At 61.9% G+C, this 17,021-nt stretch carries 17 protein-coding genes; 15 read left to right on the top strand and 2 right to left on the bottom strand.

All coding sequences use genetic code 11. From position 1 onward, the window contains the following. Positions 1-3 precede the first annotated feature (3 nt). The 7 genes from gatA (at position 4) to arr (ending at position 6,167) form a co-directional block, all read left to right on the top strand. Complete coding sequence (gatA, locus tag AB4Y87_RS21690) at positions 4-1,572, top strand: Asp-tRNA(Asn)/Glu-tRNA(Gln) amidotransferase subunit GatA (protein WP_442006325.1); 1,569 nt, start codon at positions 4-6, stop codon at positions 1,570-1,572. Continuing rightward, positions 1,572-3,080 carry an Asp-tRNA(Asn)/Glu-tRNA(Gln) amidotransferase subunit GatB gene (gene gatB / locus AB4Y87_RS21685; RefSeq protein ID WP_442006324.1) on the top strand — a complete coding sequence of 503 codons (1,509 nt, stop codon included), beginning with the start codon at positions 1,572-1,574 and terminating at the stop codon, positions 3,078-3,080. The genes gatA and gatB overlap by 1 nt, the downstream gene beginning before the upstream one ends. 107 nt (positions 3,081-3,187) lie before the next feature. After that, entirely contained in the window at positions 3,188-3,748 is a 561-nt protein-coding gene (locus AB4Y87_RS21680) for a DUF5666 domain-containing protein (RefSeq protein ID WP_442006323.1), read from the top strand. A 117-nt stretch (positions 3,749-3,865) separates the two neighbouring features. After that, positions 3,866-4,198, top strand: a complete 333-nt coding sequence (locus AB4Y87_RS21675; RefSeq protein ID WP_442006322.1) for a helix-turn-helix domain-containing protein — start codon at positions 3,866-3,868, stop codon at positions 4,196-4,198. Beyond that, positions 4,198-5,028, top strand: a complete 831-nt coding sequence (locus tag AB4Y87_RS21670) for an ImmA/IrrE family metallo-endopeptidase (protein ID WP_442006321.1) — start codon at positions 4,198-4,200, stop codon at positions 5,026-5,028. Before AB4Y87_RS21675 ends, AB4Y87_RS21670 begins: the two co-directional genes overlap by 1 nt. Before the next feature lie 3 nt (positions 5,029-5,031). Further along, positions 5,032-5,721, top strand: coding sequence for a hypothetical protein (locus tag AB4Y87_RS21665; RefSeq protein ID WP_442006320.1), 690 nt, complete (start codon positions 5,032-5,034; stop codon positions 5,719-5,721). 35 nt (positions 5,722-5,756) lie between these two features. Next, positions 5,757-6,167, top strand: a complete 411-nt coding sequence (arr, locus tag AB4Y87_RS21660; RefSeq protein WP_442006319.1) for an NAD(+)--rifampin ADP-ribosyltransferase — start codon at positions 5,757-5,759, stop codon at positions 6,165-6,167. Positions 6,168-6,194: 27 nt separating this feature from the next. Here arr and AB4Y87_RS21655 read toward each other — a convergent pair whose 3' ends face one another. After that, positions 6,195-7,208, bottom strand: coding sequence for a formylglycine-generating enzyme family protein (locus AB4Y87_RS21655; RefSeq protein ID WP_442006318.1), 1,014 nt, complete (start codon positions 7,206-7,208; stop codon positions 6,195-6,197). A 212-nt stretch (positions 7,209-7,420) separates the two neighbouring features. Between AB4Y87_RS21655 and AB4Y87_RS21650 the strand changes: the two genes are divergently transcribed. The 5 genes from AB4Y87_RS21650 to AB4Y87_RS21630 all read left to right on the top strand — a co-directional run bounded on the left by AB4Y87_RS21650 (position 7,421) and on the right by AB4Y87_RS21630 (position 13,452). Then, the gene (locus AB4Y87_RS21650; RefSeq protein WP_442006317.1) at positions 7,421-8,446 is read left to right on the top strand and encodes an ABC transporter permease; all 1,026 of its coding nucleotides are present in this window, start codon (positions 7,421-7,423) and stop codon (positions 8,444-8,446) included. 43 nt (positions 8,447-8,489) lie between these two features. Beyond that, positions 8,490-9,413 (top strand): carbohydrate ABC transporter permease, encoded by a 924-nt coding sequence (locus AB4Y87_RS21645; RefSeq protein WP_442006316.1) that lies wholly within the window; start codon positions 8,490-8,492, stop codon positions 9,411-9,413. A 71-nt stretch (positions 9,414-9,484) separates the two neighbouring features. Then, complete coding sequence (locus tag AB4Y87_RS21640; RefSeq protein WP_442006315.1) at positions 9,485-11,146, top strand: sugar ABC transporter substrate-binding protein; 1,662 nt, start codon at positions 9,485-9,487, stop codon at positions 11,144-11,146. A 41-nt stretch (positions 11,147-11,187) separates the two neighbouring features. Then, on the top strand, positions 11,188-12,240 hold the full coding sequence (locus AB4Y87_RS21635; protein WP_442006314.1) for a LacI family DNA-binding transcriptional regulator: 1,053 nt from the start codon (positions 11,188-11,190) through the stop codon (positions 12,238-12,240). Positions 12,241-12,267: 27 nt separating this feature from the next. Continuing rightward, positions 12,268-13,452: a Gfo/Idh/MocA family protein gene (locus AB4Y87_RS21630; RefSeq protein WP_442006313.1), complete on the top strand. Its 1,185-nt coding sequence runs from the start codon at positions 12,268-12,270 to the stop codon at positions 13,450-13,452. 8 nt (positions 13,453-13,460) lie between these two features. Here the strand turns inward: AB4Y87_RS21630 and AB4Y87_RS21625 are convergent, their stop codons facing one another. Further along, complete coding sequence (locus AB4Y87_RS21625) at positions 13,461-14,387, bottom strand: LysR family transcriptional regulator (RefSeq protein ID WP_442006312.1); 927 nt, start codon at positions 14,385-14,387, stop codon at positions 13,461-13,463. A gap of 107 nt (positions 14,388-14,494) precedes the next feature. Between AB4Y87_RS21625 and tdh the strand changes: the two genes are divergently transcribed. The 3 genes from tdh to AB4Y87_RS21610 form a co-directional block, all read left to right on the top strand. Continuing rightward, positions 14,495-15,541: an L-threonine 3-dehydrogenase gene (gene tdh / locus AB4Y87_RS21620; protein ID WP_442006311.1), complete on the top strand. Its 1,047-nt coding sequence runs from the start codon at positions 14,495-14,497 to the stop codon at positions 15,539-15,541. 47 nt (positions 15,542-15,588) lie between these two features. After that, positions 15,589-16,782, top strand: coding sequence for a glycine C-acetyltransferase (locus tag AB4Y87_RS21615; protein ID WP_442006310.1), 1,194 nt, complete (start codon positions 15,589-15,591; stop codon positions 16,780-16,782). 105 nt (positions 16,783-16,887) lie between these two features. Continuing rightward, on the top strand, positions 16,888-17,021 hold a 134-nt coding region (locus AB4Y87_RS21610; RefSeq protein WP_442006358.1), incomplete at its 3' end, for a transposase.

The following is a 17,021-nucleotide window of genomic DNA, read 5'->3' as shown; positions in this document are numbered from 1 at the left end:
ACCATGACTGAGCTTAAGAACGAACTCATTCGCCACTCCGCTGCCGATCTTGCTGCGAAGCTTGCTGCCCGCGAGGTTTCCGCTGTTGAAGTGACGCAGGCGCACCTTGACCGTATTGCTGACGTGGACGGCCAGATTAATGCGTTCCTGCACGTTAATACGGAGGAAGCCTTGGCTGTCGCGGCCGAGGTTGACGCCGCGCGTGCCGCTGGTGGCGCCGCTGCCGGGGAACTTCATGCCCTGGCTGGTGTGCCGATCGCGGTGAAGGACTTGATCGTGACGATTGGCCAGCCGACGACGGCTGGCTCGAAGATCCTTGAGGGCTGGCACAGCCCCTATGACGCCACCGTGGTGAAGAAGCTGCGCGCGGCCAAGATGCCCATCCTTGGCAAGACCAACCTTGACGAGTTCGCCATGGGTTCCTCCACGGAGCATTCGGCGTACGGGCCCACCCGCAACCCTTGGGATCTGGACCGCATTCCTGGTGGTTCAGGCGGTGGCTCGGCTGCCGCCGTCGCTGCTTTTGAAGCGCCACTGGCGCTGGGTACGGACACCGGTGGATCGATCCGCCAGCCCGGTGCTGTCACCGGAACCGTCGGCGTCAAGCCCACGTATGGTGCAGTTTCCCGCTACGGCGCGATTGCCATGGCATCCTCCCTGGACCAGATTGGCCCGGTGTCCCGCACGGTGCTGGACGCGGCTCTGTTGCAGGAAGTCATCGGCGGCCATGATCCGTTCGATTCCACGTCCCTGACTGATCCGTTCGACAACCTGGCTGCTGCTGCCCGCGTGGGCAATGTTGCTGGCATGAAGATCGGCATCATCAAGGAGCTGCACGGCGAGGGCTACCAGGCCGGCGTCGAGAACCGTTTCAACGAGTCCCTTCAGCTGCTGAAGGATGCAGGTGCGGAAATTGTTGAGGTTTCCTGCCCCAACCTGAAGTACGCCCTGGGCGCTTACTACCTGATCATGCCGTCCGAGGCGTCCAGCAACCTGGCCAAGTTCGACGGCGTTCGGTATGGCTTGCGCGCCCTGCCCAAGGACGCCCCGATGACCATCGAGCGTGTCATGGGTGCAACCCGTGCCGCTGGCTTTGGTGATGAGGTCAAGCGCCGCATCATCCTGGGCACCTACGCCCTGAGCGCTGGTTATTACGACGCCTACTACGGTTCGGCGCAAAAGGTCCGCACGCTCATTCAGCGCGACTTCGACGCCGCGTTCTCGAAGGCGGATGTCCTCATTTCGCCTACGGCTCCCACCACAGCGTTCAAACTGGGGGAGAAAGCGAACGATCCCCTGGCAATGTACCTGAACGACGTCGCCACCATTCCCGCCAATATGGCTGGTATCCCGGGCTTGTCGCTGCCCGGTGGCCTGGCTGACGAGGACGGCTTGCCCGTTGGCGTGCAACTCCTGGCCCCTGCCCGCCAGGATGCCCGCCTGTACCGCGTCGGTGCTGTGCTGGAGTCGATCCTGGAAGAAAAGTGGGGCGGCCCGCTCCTTGCGCAGGCTCCTGAATTGAAGACACCCGCTCTCGGTGCCGCATCCAACTCCGCCGGAGGTTCAAACTAATGTCCGTCGTCGCAACCCTGAGCTTCGAAGAGGCCATGGAGAAGTACGATCCTGTTCTGGGTTTCGAGGTCCACGTGGAGCTCAACACCAAGACCAAGATGTTCTCCTCCGCACCGAACGTCTTCGGCGATGAGCCGAACACCAACGTCAACGAGGTGGATCTCGGCATGCCCGGCGTCCTCCCGGTGCTGAACAAGACGGCTGTGGAGTCCTCCATCAAGATCGGCCTTGCCCTGAACTGCAAGATCGCCGAGTACTGCCGTTTCGCCCGGAAGAACTACTTCTACCCGGACACCCCGAAGAACTTCCAGACCTCGCAGTATGACGAGCCCATCGCCTACGACGGTTACCTCGACATCGAGCTTGAGGACGGCACGATCTTCCGCGTTGAGATCGAGCGTGCCCACATGGAAGAGGACGCCGGAAAGCTCACCCACATGGGTGGTTCCGCGGGCCGCATCCAAGGCGCCGACTACTCGCTGGTGGACTACAACCGTTCGGGTGTTCCGTTGGTGGAAATCGTCACCAAGCCGATCCAGGGTGCCGGAAGCCGCGCCCCGGAGCTGGCCAAGGCCTACGTTGCCGCGGTCCGCGAAATCGTGAAGAACCTTGGTGTTTCGGACGCCAAGATGGAACGCGGCAACGTCCGCTGCGACGCCAACGTTTCCCTGCGCCCGCACGGCCAGGAACGCTTCGGCATCCGCTCGGAGACGAAGAACGTAAACTCGCTGCGCGCCGTCGAGCACGCCGTTCGTTACGAGATCCAGCGCCACGCTGCGGTCCTGGACTCCGGCCAACCAGTGATCCAGGAGACGCGCCACTGGCACGAGGACACGCGTTCGACGACGTCGGGCCGCGCCAAGTCCGACGCCGACGATTACCGCTACTTCCCCGAGCCGGACCTGGTTCCCGTCGTCGCCTCCCGTGAGTGGGTGGAGGAGCTTCGCGCCACCCTTCCGGAGCCGCCGGCCGAACGCCGCAAGCGGCTCAAGGAAGCCTGGGGCTACTCGGATCTGGAGTTCCGCGATGTGGTCAACGCCGGCGTCATGGACTCCATCGAAGAAACCATCGCAGCCGGTGCCAGCGCAGATGTTGCCCGGAAATGGTGGATGGGTGAGATTGTTGGCCGCGCCAAGGTCGCCGACGTCGATCCTTCCGCTCTCGGTGTCACACCGCAGGTCATCGTCGAGCTGAACAAGCTGGTCGAGGACGGCAAGATCAACAACAAGATGGCTACGCAGGTCCTGGACGGCGTTCTTGCCGGCGAAGGTACACCGGCCGAGATCGTTGAAAAGCGCGGCCTCGCGGTGGTTTCCGACGACGGTCCGCTGCTGGAAGCCATCGACGCCGCCCTCGCGGCACAGCCTGACGTCGCGGAGAAGATCCGTKGCGGCAAGGTCCAGGCCATCGGCGCGATTGTGGGCGGTGTCATGAAGGCAACGCGTGGCCAGGCTGATGCCAACCGCGTTCGCGAGCTCATCCTGGAGAAGCTCGGCGTCGAAGGCTAAATTCGGCGGCGAATTGCCCAAGTAGCTCGCAGTTGTGGTTGTTTTGAGAGCTCAGAACAACCGCAACTGCGAGCTACTTTTTTCTGTAAGGGGCGCAGAATGGATACATGGCCACCATGACACCAGGCCTTCGCAAGGCCCTTATCGCCAGCGGCGTTGCCGTCGCCCTGACCGGCGGCGGGGCTGCCGCAGTGTGGGCAGGCACTCAGCCCAGCCCATCGCCGTCGAGCGCTACTGCCTCAGTAAGTCCCTCGGCATCTGACGGCGCCAAGCGCGCTGAGGGGCGGGCACAGGGGATCCATGGCGAGCACATTGTGAAAGAGCAGGACGGCACCTTCCGCACTGTGGTCACACAGACCGGCAAGATCGAGTCCGTGAGTGATTCCGCCATTACCGTCAAGAGCGAGGATGGCTTCACGCAGAGCTACGCAATCAACTCCGGGACCAGCATCTCACGCATGCCCACCGACCTCTCGGAACTGCGCAATGGCAAGGGTAAGCCCACGCTACCTTCGGCTACCGCGGCGGATCTCAAGTCCGGCGACACCGTACGGATAGCAGGGACCAAGGACGGCGACACTGTGACGGCACAGCGCATTGTGGCCGGTGAGCTTCCAGCTGTCCTCAAGGGGCATGGTCTCAGGGGGCACGGACACAAGGGGCTTTGACCGCGGAGTGGGCACCGCCTCCAGTGCCACCTGGCCCGCGCCGCCGTGTTGGTCAAGACCAAAATCAGCTATGCTTGAATCAAGTTTTTAAATATTGATTCAAGGTCGGGGATTAGTGTGAGAGTAAATGTCGGGGAGAGGATAGCTCGCCGGCGGCTTGAGACGGACCTCAGTCAGCGCGATCTTGAAGGTCTCACTGGGATTTCCCAGAGCACGCTGCAGCGTATCGAGTCCGGTAATCGTGTTGCCCGCATGGACGAGATCATCTCCATTGCCTGGGCTCTAGGCTGCCCGGTGGAAGCGATTCTGGACGAGACGCCGGTCCGGGACCGGGTGCTGGTAGCAAGCCGTGCCAGCACATCCACTGCCGACGCTGCGGCTGTCAAGGCGCGGCTGACACAATTCCTGGAAATGGACGCCTACCTAGCCATGCACGGCATCGGCGCGTAATGGCGGAAAAGGAATCCATTCCTGCAAGCGTCGGCCACAGCGAGCGGCCGGCCTATCTCGCGGCGAGGAAGATCCGTGACCAGCATGGGTTGGGCAGCGGGCCAATCGCTGATCTCCACGGGCTTATCGGCCTTGTCTCACCCGGAGCCGACGTTGCAATCCTGGACATGCCCGAGGGGATGGACGGCATGGTGGCGACGGACCCTGTGCGCGCAAAGACGGTGATTGGAGTGGCCACCACTTCTGTTCCCGAGCGCCAGCGATCATCACTCGGACACGAACTCGGTCACATCGTTTTTGCAGACTACGAAGCCGGCTTGCGGCATGACCCGTCTGAGCGGACGCCCCAAGAAATGCGCGCTGACACCTTTGCCAGACACCTACTGGCTCCTCTTCAGGGCGTTGTAGCATTCCTTGAAGACTTGCGTGCCGTTCCAGGCCAGTTAACCCTTCGCCACGTTTCCTCGGTCGTACACCACTTCCAAGTGTCGCCTGCCATTGCCCTGATCCAAATGCAGGCCTGTGGATGGATCGCAACTGCGCAAAAGACGGATTGGTGGGGTGAAACTGCCAAAGGACTGGCGCTGCGATTCGGGTGGATCGGTGACTATCGGGCCATGGCTGCAGAAAGTCAGACACCCCGGCCACCGCAGCGGCTCATCGAAAACGCCACCGAGGCCTACATCCGGAATCTGATCTCCGTGCAGGGCCTTGCAGCACTTAGTGGGGTGGATCCCGAACGTCAGCTCCAGGAGCTCGAAGAATCAGGGATCAGGCCTGAAACTATCGAAGTGGCATGGGCCGATCTGGACGCCTTCGGACCGGCCTGACCCATGCCCACACAGATAACGATTCTGGACGCAGGACCGTGCATCACTTTCTGCGCGGCTTCCAAGCAGGCCCTACTGGTCGCGGTCCTGCAACGTGGCTCAAACCAGCTCCACGTCCCGGATGTTGTGGATGATGAGGTCGGCAAGCGCGGCTCTAACCGACGGGATTTCCCGCCCGGAACAGTAAGCAACTGGCGGTTACTGACCGAACATGAGCACGTCGGAATCCTTGACTCATCGGTGTCTTCTGATGATGCCCAAGCCCTATCGGATGCCGTCAAGAAACTATCCGGCACACCGCTGGCCGAACGCCTCACGAACAGTAAGGACCTAGGCGAAATCCTGGTCATCGCTCACGCCATGGTCCGCAAGGATCGGGGCGAGGATGTGTACGTAGTTATTGACGAACATCGGGGACAAAAGCTGGCCACCCAGTTCGGTATCAAAGTCATCGACTCCGCATGGATACTTGGCAGCGCGGTTGCTCGCGGGCTGATCGCTGACCGTGGGGAGATGCGGAAGACCTACGATAACCTCCGGAAATATGACGCAGGTCTGGTCCACATCGAGCAGACCCATCTCCTCACAAAGGGGCTGTGGGCGCGGAAGCCGGAGTCGGTGCCCTCAGGAGAGGCGGAAACTGAAGCAAGGGCTGCCCTGGAACAGTTGGCCGCCGCCAACGACAGAACGTAACCAGTCGGTCGGCGTCATGCGATTAGGGTATAACTGTGAATCAACCGTTGGACGAGGGTCCGTTCTTTCATGGCACAAAGGCCAACCTTCGGGAAGGTGATCTCCTGAGCGCGGGCTTCAGGTCGAACTACCGGCCCGAGGTCGTGATGAACCACATCTACTTCACTGCTCTGCGGGATGGCGCAGGGCTGGCTGCCGAACTCGCGGCCGGCGACGGGGCTCCGCGCGTTTACGCAGTCGAGCCGACCGGGCCATTCGAGGACGATCCCAACGTGACTGACAAGAAATTCCCTGGGAACCCCACCCGGTCATACCGCAGCACGGCCCCACTCAGGGTCCTCGGAGAAGTCACCGATTGGACACGGCTGGAGCCCGAGGCGCTGCGAGCGTGGAAGGAACGGCTGGCGGCAATTCTTGCTGATGAACGTGGCGAAATCATCAACTGACGGGGATCCTTGGCTGACCCGGGAATCTTAGAGCGCTACGGTCCTGAATCCGAGGTTGGCGCTTGCCGAGTCAGGCGTGTTGGAACTCCGCGCGGCCAGCCGGTAACGGTTGCAGTAGGAGTCATGGCAAAGGTATGAGCCGCCGCGCATGACCCTTCCGCGCCCAATCGTTGGGCCTGGTGGGTCATCTACGGTTCCGGCGGCCAGGCATGCTTTGTAGTACTTGGGCAGGAACCAATCGCTGCACCACTCCCACACGTTGCCGCTGGTCTGGTACAGCCCATACCCGTTGGGGGCGAATGACCTGGCTGGCGCTGTGGTGAGGTAGCCGTCCTCGACGTCGTTGCGTACCGGGAACTCGCCCTGCCAGATGTTGCAGTTGTGCCGGGCGTTGCCTTCCGCGCTGTCATCGTGAAGTTCGTTGCCCCATGGATAGCGCTGCCCGGCCGCACCGCCGCGGGCTGCATACTCCCATTCCGCTTCGGTGGGCAGTCGTCGGCCCGCCCACGCACAGTAGGCTAAGGCGTCGTTGAAGGACACGTGCGTCACTGGATGGTCCGGGATGTCCGTCCAATGGGAGAGGGGCCCGGCCGGGCGGGCCCAGTCTGCGCCGCGGACATTGAGCCACCAAGGGACGTTGTTCACCCTGTTCAGGATGTCGTGCGGCTCGGCCTTGACTGCCAGATGGAACACTGCCGAGGTCCCGAACTCTTCAGATTCCGTACGGTGCCCCGTGGCATCCACGAATGCCGCGAACTCCGTGTTGGTGACCGTGGTGGCGCTGATGGTGAATCCGGAAACGGACACTTCGTGGACTGGCGTCTCGCCGTCGCCGTCGTAGCCTTCGCCGAAAGGATCGCCCATGGCGAAGGTCCCGGACGGGATCTCGACGTCTCCATTACCCGCCGTCGCGGCATCCTTGCCGGAACGTACGACGCCGGCCGTCGGGTTCCGATGTTCGCCCACCGCACGCAGGGGGAGCGTCAGCCCCGGCTTCGAATGTTCCCGGGCGCCGGCGCCAGGGCTGCAGCAGTCTGCCATATTCAACCTTTCCTCTGCGGTTCTCCATCAATCTTAGTGGGACCGGCCACAGCCCCAACAATGATCAAAGCTGATTTCTATCGTCAGTTTCAATCATGATCTTGCAAACGTGAAGGTGGTCGCTTATGGTTTGTTAAACGGTTAACGAGCGTGTTTTGAATCACACTCTCCCGGCACCATTGATGACTCTGGCCCAGCACTGAGGAGACAGTATGAACTCGACGACGCAACAAGCTCCGGCTTTGCCGGAAGCGCGCCGCGTCCCGGAGGCATTGCCCGGAAAATCCGGCATGGGGAGGCGCAAGGGCAACAGGGGGCCCCAGCAAAGCTTCCGGTCAAGGCTGAGGCGGGATCAGCAGATGCTCCTGATGATGCTCCCGGGTGTTGCTTTCCTGCTGCTCTTCTTCTACATCCCGATCCTGGGCAACGTCATCGCGTTCCAGGACTACCAGCCCTACCTCGGCATCGGGGACAGCCTCTTTGTTGGCTGGCAGAACTTCGTGGACCTGTTCGGCAACCCCGACTTCATCCATGCATTCTGGAACACGCTCTACCTTGCGGCGTGGCAGCTGGTTTTCCTTTTCCCGGTGCCGCTGGTGCTCGCACTGATTGTGGACTCACTGATCAGCACACGGATCCGGAGGATTTTCCAGAGCATCGCCTATCTGCCGCACTTCTTGTCCTGGGTCCTGGTGATCGCATTCTTCCAGCAGATGTTGGGCGGTGCGGGCTTCGTCAACAACCTGCTTCGCGATATGGGCATGGATCCAATTCCGTTCATGACCAATCCGGAAACCTTCCCCGTCATGGTGGTCGTCCAGATGATCTGGAAGGATGCCGGCTGGGCCATGATCATCTTCCTCGCCGCCCTGGCAAGTATCGATGCCTCGCTGTATGAAGCAGCCGCTGCTGACGGTGCGGGACGTTGGCGCCGGATGTGGCACATCACCTTGCCTGGGCTAAGGCCCGTGATCGTGCTCCTCCTGATCCTGCGCATTGGCGACATACTTTCCGTCGGTTTTGAGCAGTTCATCCTCCAACGCGACGCCGTGGGTGCAGGGGCGGCGGAAGTGCTGGACACCTTTACCTACTACACCGGCGTGGTCGGTGGCGGCTGGAGTTCAGGTGCCGCGGCCGGGCTGGCGAAGGGTGTGGTCAGTGCCCTGCTGATCTACGGCGCCAACAAACTTGCCCACCGCTTTGGCGAAGACGGAATTTTTGCAAAGCAAGCACGCTGAGCCCACGCGGCTGCTGCACAAGCTGCTGCACAAGGAGAAACCCATGGCAACAACACTTTTCACGAGGAAACCGCGGGAATTGAGCTACAACCCCAAACGACCCGTATGGAAGGAACGCCCTTCTCCTCTCTACCAGACGGTAAAAGCCGTCGTCCTCGTCCTTTTCAGCCTGTCCATCCTGACGCCGCTGCTCCTCGTGGTGTCCACGTCCCTGGCGGACACGGAACAACTCGTACAGGCAGGCGGATTCGTGCTTTGGCCGGAGCGGCCCACCTTGGAGGCCTACGCGACCATCTTCAAAGGTCCCATGGTTCTGCAGTCCCTCGGGGTCAGCATGGTCATCACCGCCGTGGGCACCCTTCTTGCGCTGTTCGTCACGATCACCATGGCGTACGCCACCAGCCGATCAGTCCTCTTCGGCCGTCCTGTGGTACTCGCCGTGTTGTTCACACTCTTGTTCGCGCCGGGCCTCATCCCGTCCTTCCTCATGATTCGTCAGCTCGGGCTGCTGGACTCGCTGTGGTCGCTGATCCTCCCGGGTATATTCGGCGCCTTCAACTTCGTGGTGATGCGCTCCTTCTTCATGAACATCCCGGGTGAACTGATCGAAAGCGCCCGGATCGATGGTGCCAACGACTGGCAGATCCTGTGGCGGATCGTCATGCCGCTGTCGAAGGCCGTCATCGCCGTCGTCGGTTTGTTCTATGCCGTTGGTTTCTGGAACTCGTTCTTCAACGCACTGCTCTACATCAATGACCACAGCAAATGGCCCATCCAGTTGCTGCTCCGTAACTTCGTAGTCCAGGGCAGCGGAGCGGCAGACCAGTTGGGAATCACCACCACACCTCCGCCGCAATCCATCCAGATGGCTGTAGTGGTGGTGGCGCTGGTTCCCATCCTGATGGTTTACCCGTTCCTTCAAAAGCACTTTGCCAAGGGAGTCATCACCGGCGCAGTGAAGGGCTAGCCGTTGACGCGGCATCCCTGACCACTAAGAACAGCATCAACTACCAGTAAATAACCAGAAAGGGTTATGCCATGACGAGCACTACCTCAGGACAGGCTGGATTCAGCCGTCGCGGCTTCCTTGGCCTCGCAGGCCTGACCGTCACCGCCGTCGGCCTCTCTGCGTGCGGGGGTGGTGGAGCTGCGAGCAGTGGAGGCGCAGCTGCCTCCGCTTCGGTCAAGCTGCCCACCTACAAGGAATTCACCGGAGTGAGTCCGGATCTTGCCGGTAACGCCAAAGGCCTGCAGGCCGGCTACTTCAAACTGCCCACCGCCGTGCAGTCCGTGAAGACTCCGCCGCTTAAGGGCAAGGTGACCGGCCTGACGGAAACCTTCGAGACCATGAGTCCCGGCCTGAAGGACAACCCCTTCTGGCAGCGCCTCAACGCCAAACTCGGAGGCGACCTGGAACTGCAGATCGCCGAGGACATCGGCGATGGTTATCCGGCCAAGTTCGCCACTGTCCTGGCCAGCAATGAACTGCCGGACATGATGTGGGTGCCGCCGAACCAGGGGATTCCCAATGTTGGCCCCATGCTCGAGGCGAAGTTCCAGGACCTGACGCCCTACCTCTCCGGTGATGCAGTGCTCGAGTACCCCAACCTTGCCGCGCTGAAGCCCGATTCCTGGAAGACCGCCGTCGTGAACGGCAAGATCTGGGGAGCACCCATTCCGAGCACCCCGTTCGGCCAGGTGTACCTGGGCAATCACGACGTATGGGCACAAGTAGGTGGTTTCGAGGCTGCCAGCGCGGACGAGTTCCTGGACAAGGCCAAGGAACTGACGCGTCCTGGCGATCAGAAGTATGCCCTTGAGCCCGCCTATATCAATGCCCTGCACATGGTTACCGAGTGGTTTGGCGCCCCGAACAGCTGGGCGGTCAACAAGGACCGTACGCTGACGCATTTGTACGAAACCGACGAGTACATGGCCGGCGTGGAGTTCACCGCCAGGATGTTCGCAGCCGGCGTTTTCTACCCGGATTCCAAGGCCACGGACATTCGTTCCCGCGTTGCCAATGGCAGTGTTGCGGCACAGGTGGTGGTGGGTCCCCATGACCTCCGCAGCTACCGGGCATTGAACAAGACCGCGAAGTTCGACATCCTCATTCCTTTCAGCGCCGACGGGAAGGTCAAGCCAACCTACGACATGGGCTATGGCACGGTGGGCTTCACGCCGTTCAAGAAGGCTGAGGAAGGCAAGATCCGCGAGCTTCTGGCCCTGATCAACTACCTGTCGGCACCGTTCGGCACGGTGGAGTACATGCAGAAGAACTTCGGCGAGCTCGGCCAGGATTACACCCTGGATGGTTCGGGCAACCCGGTCCGTACGGAGACTGGGACCACCAATGCGCCCGGTTTGGTATCGGCGTTGAACATCATGTCCAGCCCCGAAAACGTCCTCTTCAATCCGGGATTCGACGACGACACCCGCTATGTCAGCCAGCAGGAAGAGAAGCTGCTGGAGCTCGCATGGCGCAACCCCACCAATGGTTCCTACTCCGATACGAACGCCAAGGTGGGGGCGAAGATCACCAAACAGCTCCGCGACAAGGTGGTGGACATCATCACGGGCCGGGCCAAGATCGATGAACTCAAGGACGCGGTCAAGCGCTGGAAGAGCGAAGGTGGTGAGAAGATGCGCGACGAATACCAGGCCGCGTTGGATCCCGAAGCTCCCGTGTTCAGGAGCTAGCCTCAAAAAACCAGAAGAAACACCAACAAGCAGGGGAAATCATGGCAAAAGCGAGTAACACAGGCGTCCGGCCCACCATCCGCATGGTGGCCGAACTCGCGGGTGTTTCCACGGCCACGGTTTCCTATGTGTTGTCGGGTCGCCGGGGTGATGCGGGACCGGGAGTTTCGGACCCGACGGCGGAGAAGGTCAAGGCAGTTGCGGAGCGGCTTGGCTACCGCCCCAACCAGGCTGCCCGTGCTATCCGGACAGGGCAGACGAACACCGTCATCCTGTCATTGACAATGCTGTCCGATCCTTGGTCGTTATCCGTCATCGAGGCGGTGCAAAAGGCGGCAGCTCCGTTCGGAATTACGCCGATGATCCTCGGCGACGCCGACTGGGTGAAGGTCCTGGGCACTCATAACGCCGACGCTGTGTTCGTGGACGCAGTCCGCCCTGAGCAACGGGGCGCCCTTCGGAAGCTCGCGGAGCATGGGACCACGCTCGTGGTTTTTGACGAAGAGCTTGAACCGGAGGGCTTCGACGTCATCAGGTCCATTGCGGGCCCGGGTTGCCGCATGGCCGTGGAGCACCTACTCCACGGCCATCGGAGGATCGCTTGCCTCACCCCGGCCACGGCTGCAGGCGCCTCTGGCGGCACCCGCTACCGGGCCTACTCAGAGGCCCTGGTGGAAGCCGGCATCCCTGAAAACGAGGATTATGTGGGCCTCTTCGATGGCACGTCCGCCGGTGCGTATGCTGCCACAACGCGGCTGCTCAGCCTGCCGGAGCGGCCTACTGCCATCTACGCCACCACGGACTTCGCCGCCGTCGCAGCCATCAATGCGGCCCAACGGCTTGGGCTCGCCGTCGGTGTGGACGTGGACATCATTGGTGTGGGCAACACAGTGGAGGGGGAGCGGATGTCGCCTTCGCTCAGCACGGTGGGCCCCGTGGATTTCTTCGGCAAAGTGGCCCGGCTTCTCTTGCAGCGGGCCACGTCACCCGCTGCCCCGGAGGCCAAGGGCGGGCCTGCGGTCCTGGACTTCCCATGGCACCTGTTCGTCCGTGAATCGGCACCTCACCGCAGCTCCGCAACCAGACTTTACTAACGAACCAGCAGAAGGAAAGTGCACCTCATGGAAAAGGATTTGAAGGTCGGTATCGTGGGTTTCGGCCTGCGCTCCGGGCTGTGGAGACACGCCCATAAACCGGGTAACGGCTCTGAAGTCACCATCGTCTGTGACGTGAGCGAGAGGGGACGGGCGGACGCCGCGGCGAGCATCCCCTCGGCCCGTATCACCAGCGACCTCGAGGAAGTGCTCGCCAGCGACCTTGACGCCGTCCTGGTGTTAACCCCCGATAACCAGCATGCCGCCGTCGCGGTCCGTACGCTCAAGGCCGGCATTGCGACCTTCTGTGAGAAGCCGCTGGATATCACCGTGGAGGCAGCGGACCTGATCTTGAAGACGGCCTATGAGACCGGAACGCGCTTGTACGTTGGGCACAATATGCGGCACATGCCGGTTGTAGTACAGATGCGCCAAATCATTCAGGAGGGCAAGATCGGCGAGGTCAAGGCCATCTGGTGCCGGCACTTTGTCGGCGATGGCGGGGACTACTACTTCAAGGACTGGCATGCCCAGCGCGCCAATGTCACCTCCCTGCTCCTCCAAAAAGGGGCGCACGACATCGACGTGATCCACTGGCTGGCCGGCGGGTACACCAAGCGGGTTGCCGCCGTCGGTGATCTCGCGGTCTATGGCGATGTCACCAACCGCAGCAACAACGCGGGCAAGCGCATGGGCGAATGGTACTCGGTGGACAATTGGCCGCCCACGGAGCAGAAAGGCCTGGCTGAGGTGATCGACGTCGAGGACATTTCCATGATGAACATGGTCCTGGACAACGGCGTGCTGGCCTCCTACCAGCAGTGCCACTTCACACCCGACTACTGGCGCAACTACACCATCATCGGCACCAAGGGCAGAATCGAGAACTTCGGCGACGGCCCCGGGAACACAATCAACGTCTGGACCAGCCGGACTTCCGGCTACGCGGCACCAGACGAGGTGCACACAATCCAGGACGGTGACGGAGGCCATGGGGGTGCAGACCCTCGTCTCATCGAGGAGTTCCTGCGCTTCGCCTCCCAAGGCGGCCAAACGCAAACAAGTCCCGTGGCTGCCCGGCAAGCCGTGGTGGCCGGTATCCTAGCCACCGAATCGTTGCGCGGCGACGGCTGCGCGCGGGAAGTCCCTGCCCTGCCCGCCGGGCTCGTGGCGTACTTCGACGCCGGACAACCCGCCTTGGCCCGTGGCTAGCTACTTGGCTAGCGGGGGCTGGATAGCTCGATAAGTTCGGTCATGACGGTTTGAAGTGACTCGCAAACCGTCATGACCGATTTCCGTTTCAGCGTTTCCGGCCGGGCGAGGATGTCGATCTTGCGCACCGAGTTCACGCCGGAAAGAGGCCGCAGCACAACGCCGGCATCCAGGACGCGCCGCGCAGTGAACCTTGGCAGGAGTCCGATCGCGCCGCCCGCCGCGACAAGCGCGGCAACAGTTGAGTAGTCGTTGATGCGGTGCAGCACTTCGGCGGGCCGTCCACTCACGGCGACGACGGCGGCGAGCACGTCCGCGGGGGAGTAGCCATCGCGGCTGGTCACCCAGGTTTCACCCACGACGTCGGACGGCTTCAGTTCGCGCCGGGATGCCAGCGGGTGGTCCGCAGGCAGGGCGACGTCCAAGGGTTCGTCGGCCAACGGGATCACGGCCACTTTGTCCCCAGGCCATGGCGGGCTGTTATCCATCCTGTGTGCCAGCACGAGGTCGTAGCGGGCAACCAAGCCCGGGAAATCTTCCTGGGCCACATCCTCATCCGAGAGTCGCAGCCTGGGCGACTTCCCGCCGTCGGACGCCAACAACGCTGCCAACGGCGCAAACAGCGCCTGCCCCGCGCTGTGGAAGGCGCTGACACTGACAGGCGCGTCGGGAGCGTCGTGATACGCACCAATTGCTGCGCGCGCATCCGCCATGGCGTTCACGACGGCGGCACCGGCCTCGGCGAGGACCTTTCCGGCGTCGGTAAGCACCAGGGCGCGCCCTTCCTTGCGTGTCAGTGGAACGTCCACTGATTTCTGCAGGAGTGCGAGCTGTTGCGAAACCGCAGATGGGGTGACCATAAGAGTCTCGGCCACAGCTTTAACACTGCCCAGGTCGCCGAGTTCACGGAGCATCTGCAACTGATGGATTTCCATTAGCAAATCCTAAATCGTTGATTGAGAAGAATCTAGTTGTGCTAAATCGTTAGCGGCGCTCTAATGGAGTCAGCAGCAGCCAAGCAGCCCCAGCAGTGAGGAATCCCATGAAGGCTCTCTACAAATCCGGACCACACGCAGGGTTCGAACTCGTTGACCGTCCCGAGCCCGAAGCGGGACCAAGCGACGTCAAGGTCCGTGTCATGACCACGGGCATCTGCGGTACCGATCTCCACATCCAGAGCTGGGATGCCTGGGCCCAAAGCATCATCGAAACGCCGCTCATCGCCGGCCACGAGTTCTACGGTGAAGTAGTGGAAGTCGGCGAGGACGTCCGCGATGTGAAAGTAGGAGACCGGGTCTCCGGCGAAGGCCACGTGGTCTGCGGAATCTGCCGCAACTGCCGTGCCGGGCGTCGGCAGATGTGCATTCACACCGTCTCCGTGGGAGTGCAGCGCGATGGCGCGTTCGCCGAATATGTGGTCATCCCGGAAACCAACGTCTGGGTCCACCACGACGAATCCGTCACGCCGGAACTCGGTGCCATCTTCGATCCCTTCGGCAATGCCGTCCACACGGCCCTCAGCTTTCCCTTGGTGGGCGAAGACGTCCTCATCACCGGCGCGGGACCCATCGGGCTGATGGCCATTGCCGTCGCCCGCCACGCTGGCGCCCGCAAGATCGCCATCACTGACGTCTCCGCTCCCCGGCTGGAACTGGCCCGACAGATGGGCGTGGACCTCGCCGTCGACGTTTCCAAAATGCGCGTCCGCGACGCACAGCGGGAGCTGGGTATGCGCGAAGGATTCGACATCGGCCTGGAAATGTCCGGACACCCCACGGCGCTGCCTGAGATGATCGACAACATGAACCACGGCGGGCGGATCGCCATGCTGGGACTTCCCAGCCAGTCCATCGACATCGACTGGGGCAAGGTGGTCACCCACATGCTCACGCTCAAGGGCATCTATGGCCGCGAAATGTTCGAGACCTGGTACGCGATGAGCGCCATGCTTTCTTCCAACCCTGTGCTGCACCGGAACATCTCCGCAGTGGTCACCGACAAGCTGTCCGCGGCCGACTGGGAGAAGGGCTTCGACATCGCCCGCGCCGGAACCGGCGGCAAAGTGGTCCTCGACTGGACCGAACTGTAACCCCGCTTCCGCCACCGAACCTTTCCCGACGTATTCAGGAGCACACCATGTACTCAGCCATCAAAGACCAACTCCAAGGCGAACTCGACGAGATCCGCAGCGCCGGCCTCTTCAAGACCGAACGCCACATCGATTCCCCGCAGGCCAGCCACATCGCCGCAGGCCAACTCGGCCAGCCAGCCAACACTGTGCTGAACTTCTGCGCCAACAACTACCTCGGCCTTGCCGACCACCCGGACATCATTTCCGCAGCCAAGGCCGCGATGGACGAGCGCGGCTTTGGCATGGCTTCTGTGCGCTTCATTTGCGGCACCCAGGATCTTCACCTGGAGCTCGAGGCCCGCGTCTCGGCCTTTTTGGGCACCGAAGACACGATTCTGTTCTCCAGCTGCTTCGACGCCAATGGCGGGGTGTTCGAGTCCCTCTTCGGCCCGGAAGACGCCATCATCTCGGACTCCCTCAACCACGCATCCATCATCGACGGCATCCGCCTGAGCAAGGCCAAGCGCTTCCGCTACGCCAACCAGGACATGGCTGACCTTGAGGCCAAGCTCGTTGAGGCCGAGGGCTCCCGCCGCAAGATCATCGTCACCGATGGCGTGTTCTCCATGGACGGCTACCTTGCCCCGCTTGAAGCCATCTGCGACCTCGCCGAGAAGCACGATGCCCTGGTGATGGTGGACGACTCCCACGCCGTCGGCTTCATGGGATCCAGGGGTGCCGGTACTCCTGAGCACGCCGGTGTTTCGGAGCGCGTGGACATCTACACCGGCACGTTCGGCAAGGCCCTGGGTGGGGCATCCGGCGGGTACGTTTCAGGCCGCGGTGAAATCGTCGCGATGCTGCGCCAGAAGGCCCGACCCTACCTCTTCTCCAACTCCCTGGCGCCTGCCATCGTGGCCGCCACCATCAAGGCGATCGAACTCGTACAGGAATCCGGCGAACTCCGCACCCGCCTCTTCGAAAACGCAGCCCTGTTCCGCCGCCGCATGAGCGAGGAAGGCTTCGAGCTCCTCGAGGGCGAGCACGCCATCATTCCCGTGATGTTCGGTGACGCCGTAATAGCCGCAAAGGTTGCTGACGAGATGCTTGGTCACGGCGTGTTCGTCACCGCCTTCAGCTACCCCGTGGTGCCGAAGGGAGCGGCCCGCATCCGCGTCCAGCTTTCGGCCGCGCACAGCAGTGAAGACGTCGAAGCTTGCGTCCAGGCGTTTGTGAAGAGCCGCGCAGCGGCCGCCTAAGCAACGCTCTCTCACATCCTGCCGCTTTCCACCCGATCTTCTCTCACATCCTGCCGCTTTCCACCGGATGTTCTATGCGGTCGTATGGTTTTGTGAGACAGCTTGATGGGAGCTTCACTTCAGATGACCACGCCCAGAAGAAAATACGATGCCGCTTTCCGTGAGGACGCTGTGCGGCTTGTTTTGTCCACGAACCGGTCGGTGAAACAGGTCGCCGAGGAGATGGTCGCCGAGGAGAT

The sequence above is a fragment of the Paenarthrobacter sp. RAF54_2 genome, assembly GCF_052113945.1.
Classification (GTDB): Bacteria; Actinomycetota; Actinomycetes; order Actinomycetales; family Micrococcaceae; genus Arthrobacter.
Note: the sequence above shows the minus strand (reverse complement) of the source record. Positions and strands in the feature narration are given on the sequence as shown.

Coding starts and splice junctions, on each gene's coding strand:
- gatA (WP_442006325.1), top strand. CDS start 4: ATGACTGAGCTTAAGAACGAACTCATTCGCCACTCCGCTGCCGATCTT.
- AB4Y87_RS21680 (WP_442006323.1), top strand. CDS start 3,188: ATGGCCACCATGACACCAGGCCTTCGCAAGGCCCTTATCGCCAGCGGC.
- AB4Y87_RS21670 (WP_442006321.1), top strand. CDS start 4,198: ATGGCGGAAAAGGAATCCATTCCTGCAAGCGTCGGCCACAGCGAGCGG.
- AB4Y87_RS21665 (WP_442006320.1), top strand. CDS start 5,032: ATGCCCACACAGATAACGATTCTGGACGCAGGACCGTGCATCACTTTC.
- AB4Y87_RS21655 (WP_442006318.1), bottom strand. CDS start 7,208: ATGGCAGACTGCTGCAGCCCTGGCGCCGGCGCCCGGGAACATTCGAAG.
- AB4Y87_RS21650 (WP_442006317.1), top strand. CDS start 7,421: ATGAACTCGACGACGCAACAAGCTCCGGCTTTGCCGGAAGCGCGCCGC.
- AB4Y87_RS21645 (WP_442006316.1), top strand. CDS start 8,490: ATGGCAACAACACTTTTCACGAGGAAACCGCGGGAATTGAGCTACAAC.
- AB4Y87_RS21640 (WP_442006315.1), top strand. CDS start 9,485: ATGACGAGCACTACCTCAGGACAGGCTGGATTCAGCCGTCGCGGCTTC.
- AB4Y87_RS21635 (WP_442006314.1), top strand. CDS start 11,188: ATGGCAAAAGCGAGTAACACAGGCGTCCGGCCCACCATCCGCATGGTG.
- AB4Y87_RS21630 (WP_442006313.1), top strand. CDS start 12,268: ATGGAAAAGGATTTGAAGGTCGGTATCGTGGGTTTCGGCCTGCGCTCC.
- AB4Y87_RS21625 (WP_442006312.1), bottom strand. CDS start 14,387: ATGGAAATCCATCAGTTGCAGATGCTCCGTGAACTCGGCGACCTGGGC.
- tdh (WP_442006311.1), top strand. CDS start 14,495: ATGAAGGCTCTCTACAAATCCGGACCACACGCAGGGTTCGAACTCGTT.
- AB4Y87_RS21615 (WP_442006310.1), top strand. CDS start 15,589: ATGTACTCAGCCATCAAAGACCAACTCCAAGGCGAACTCGACGAGATC.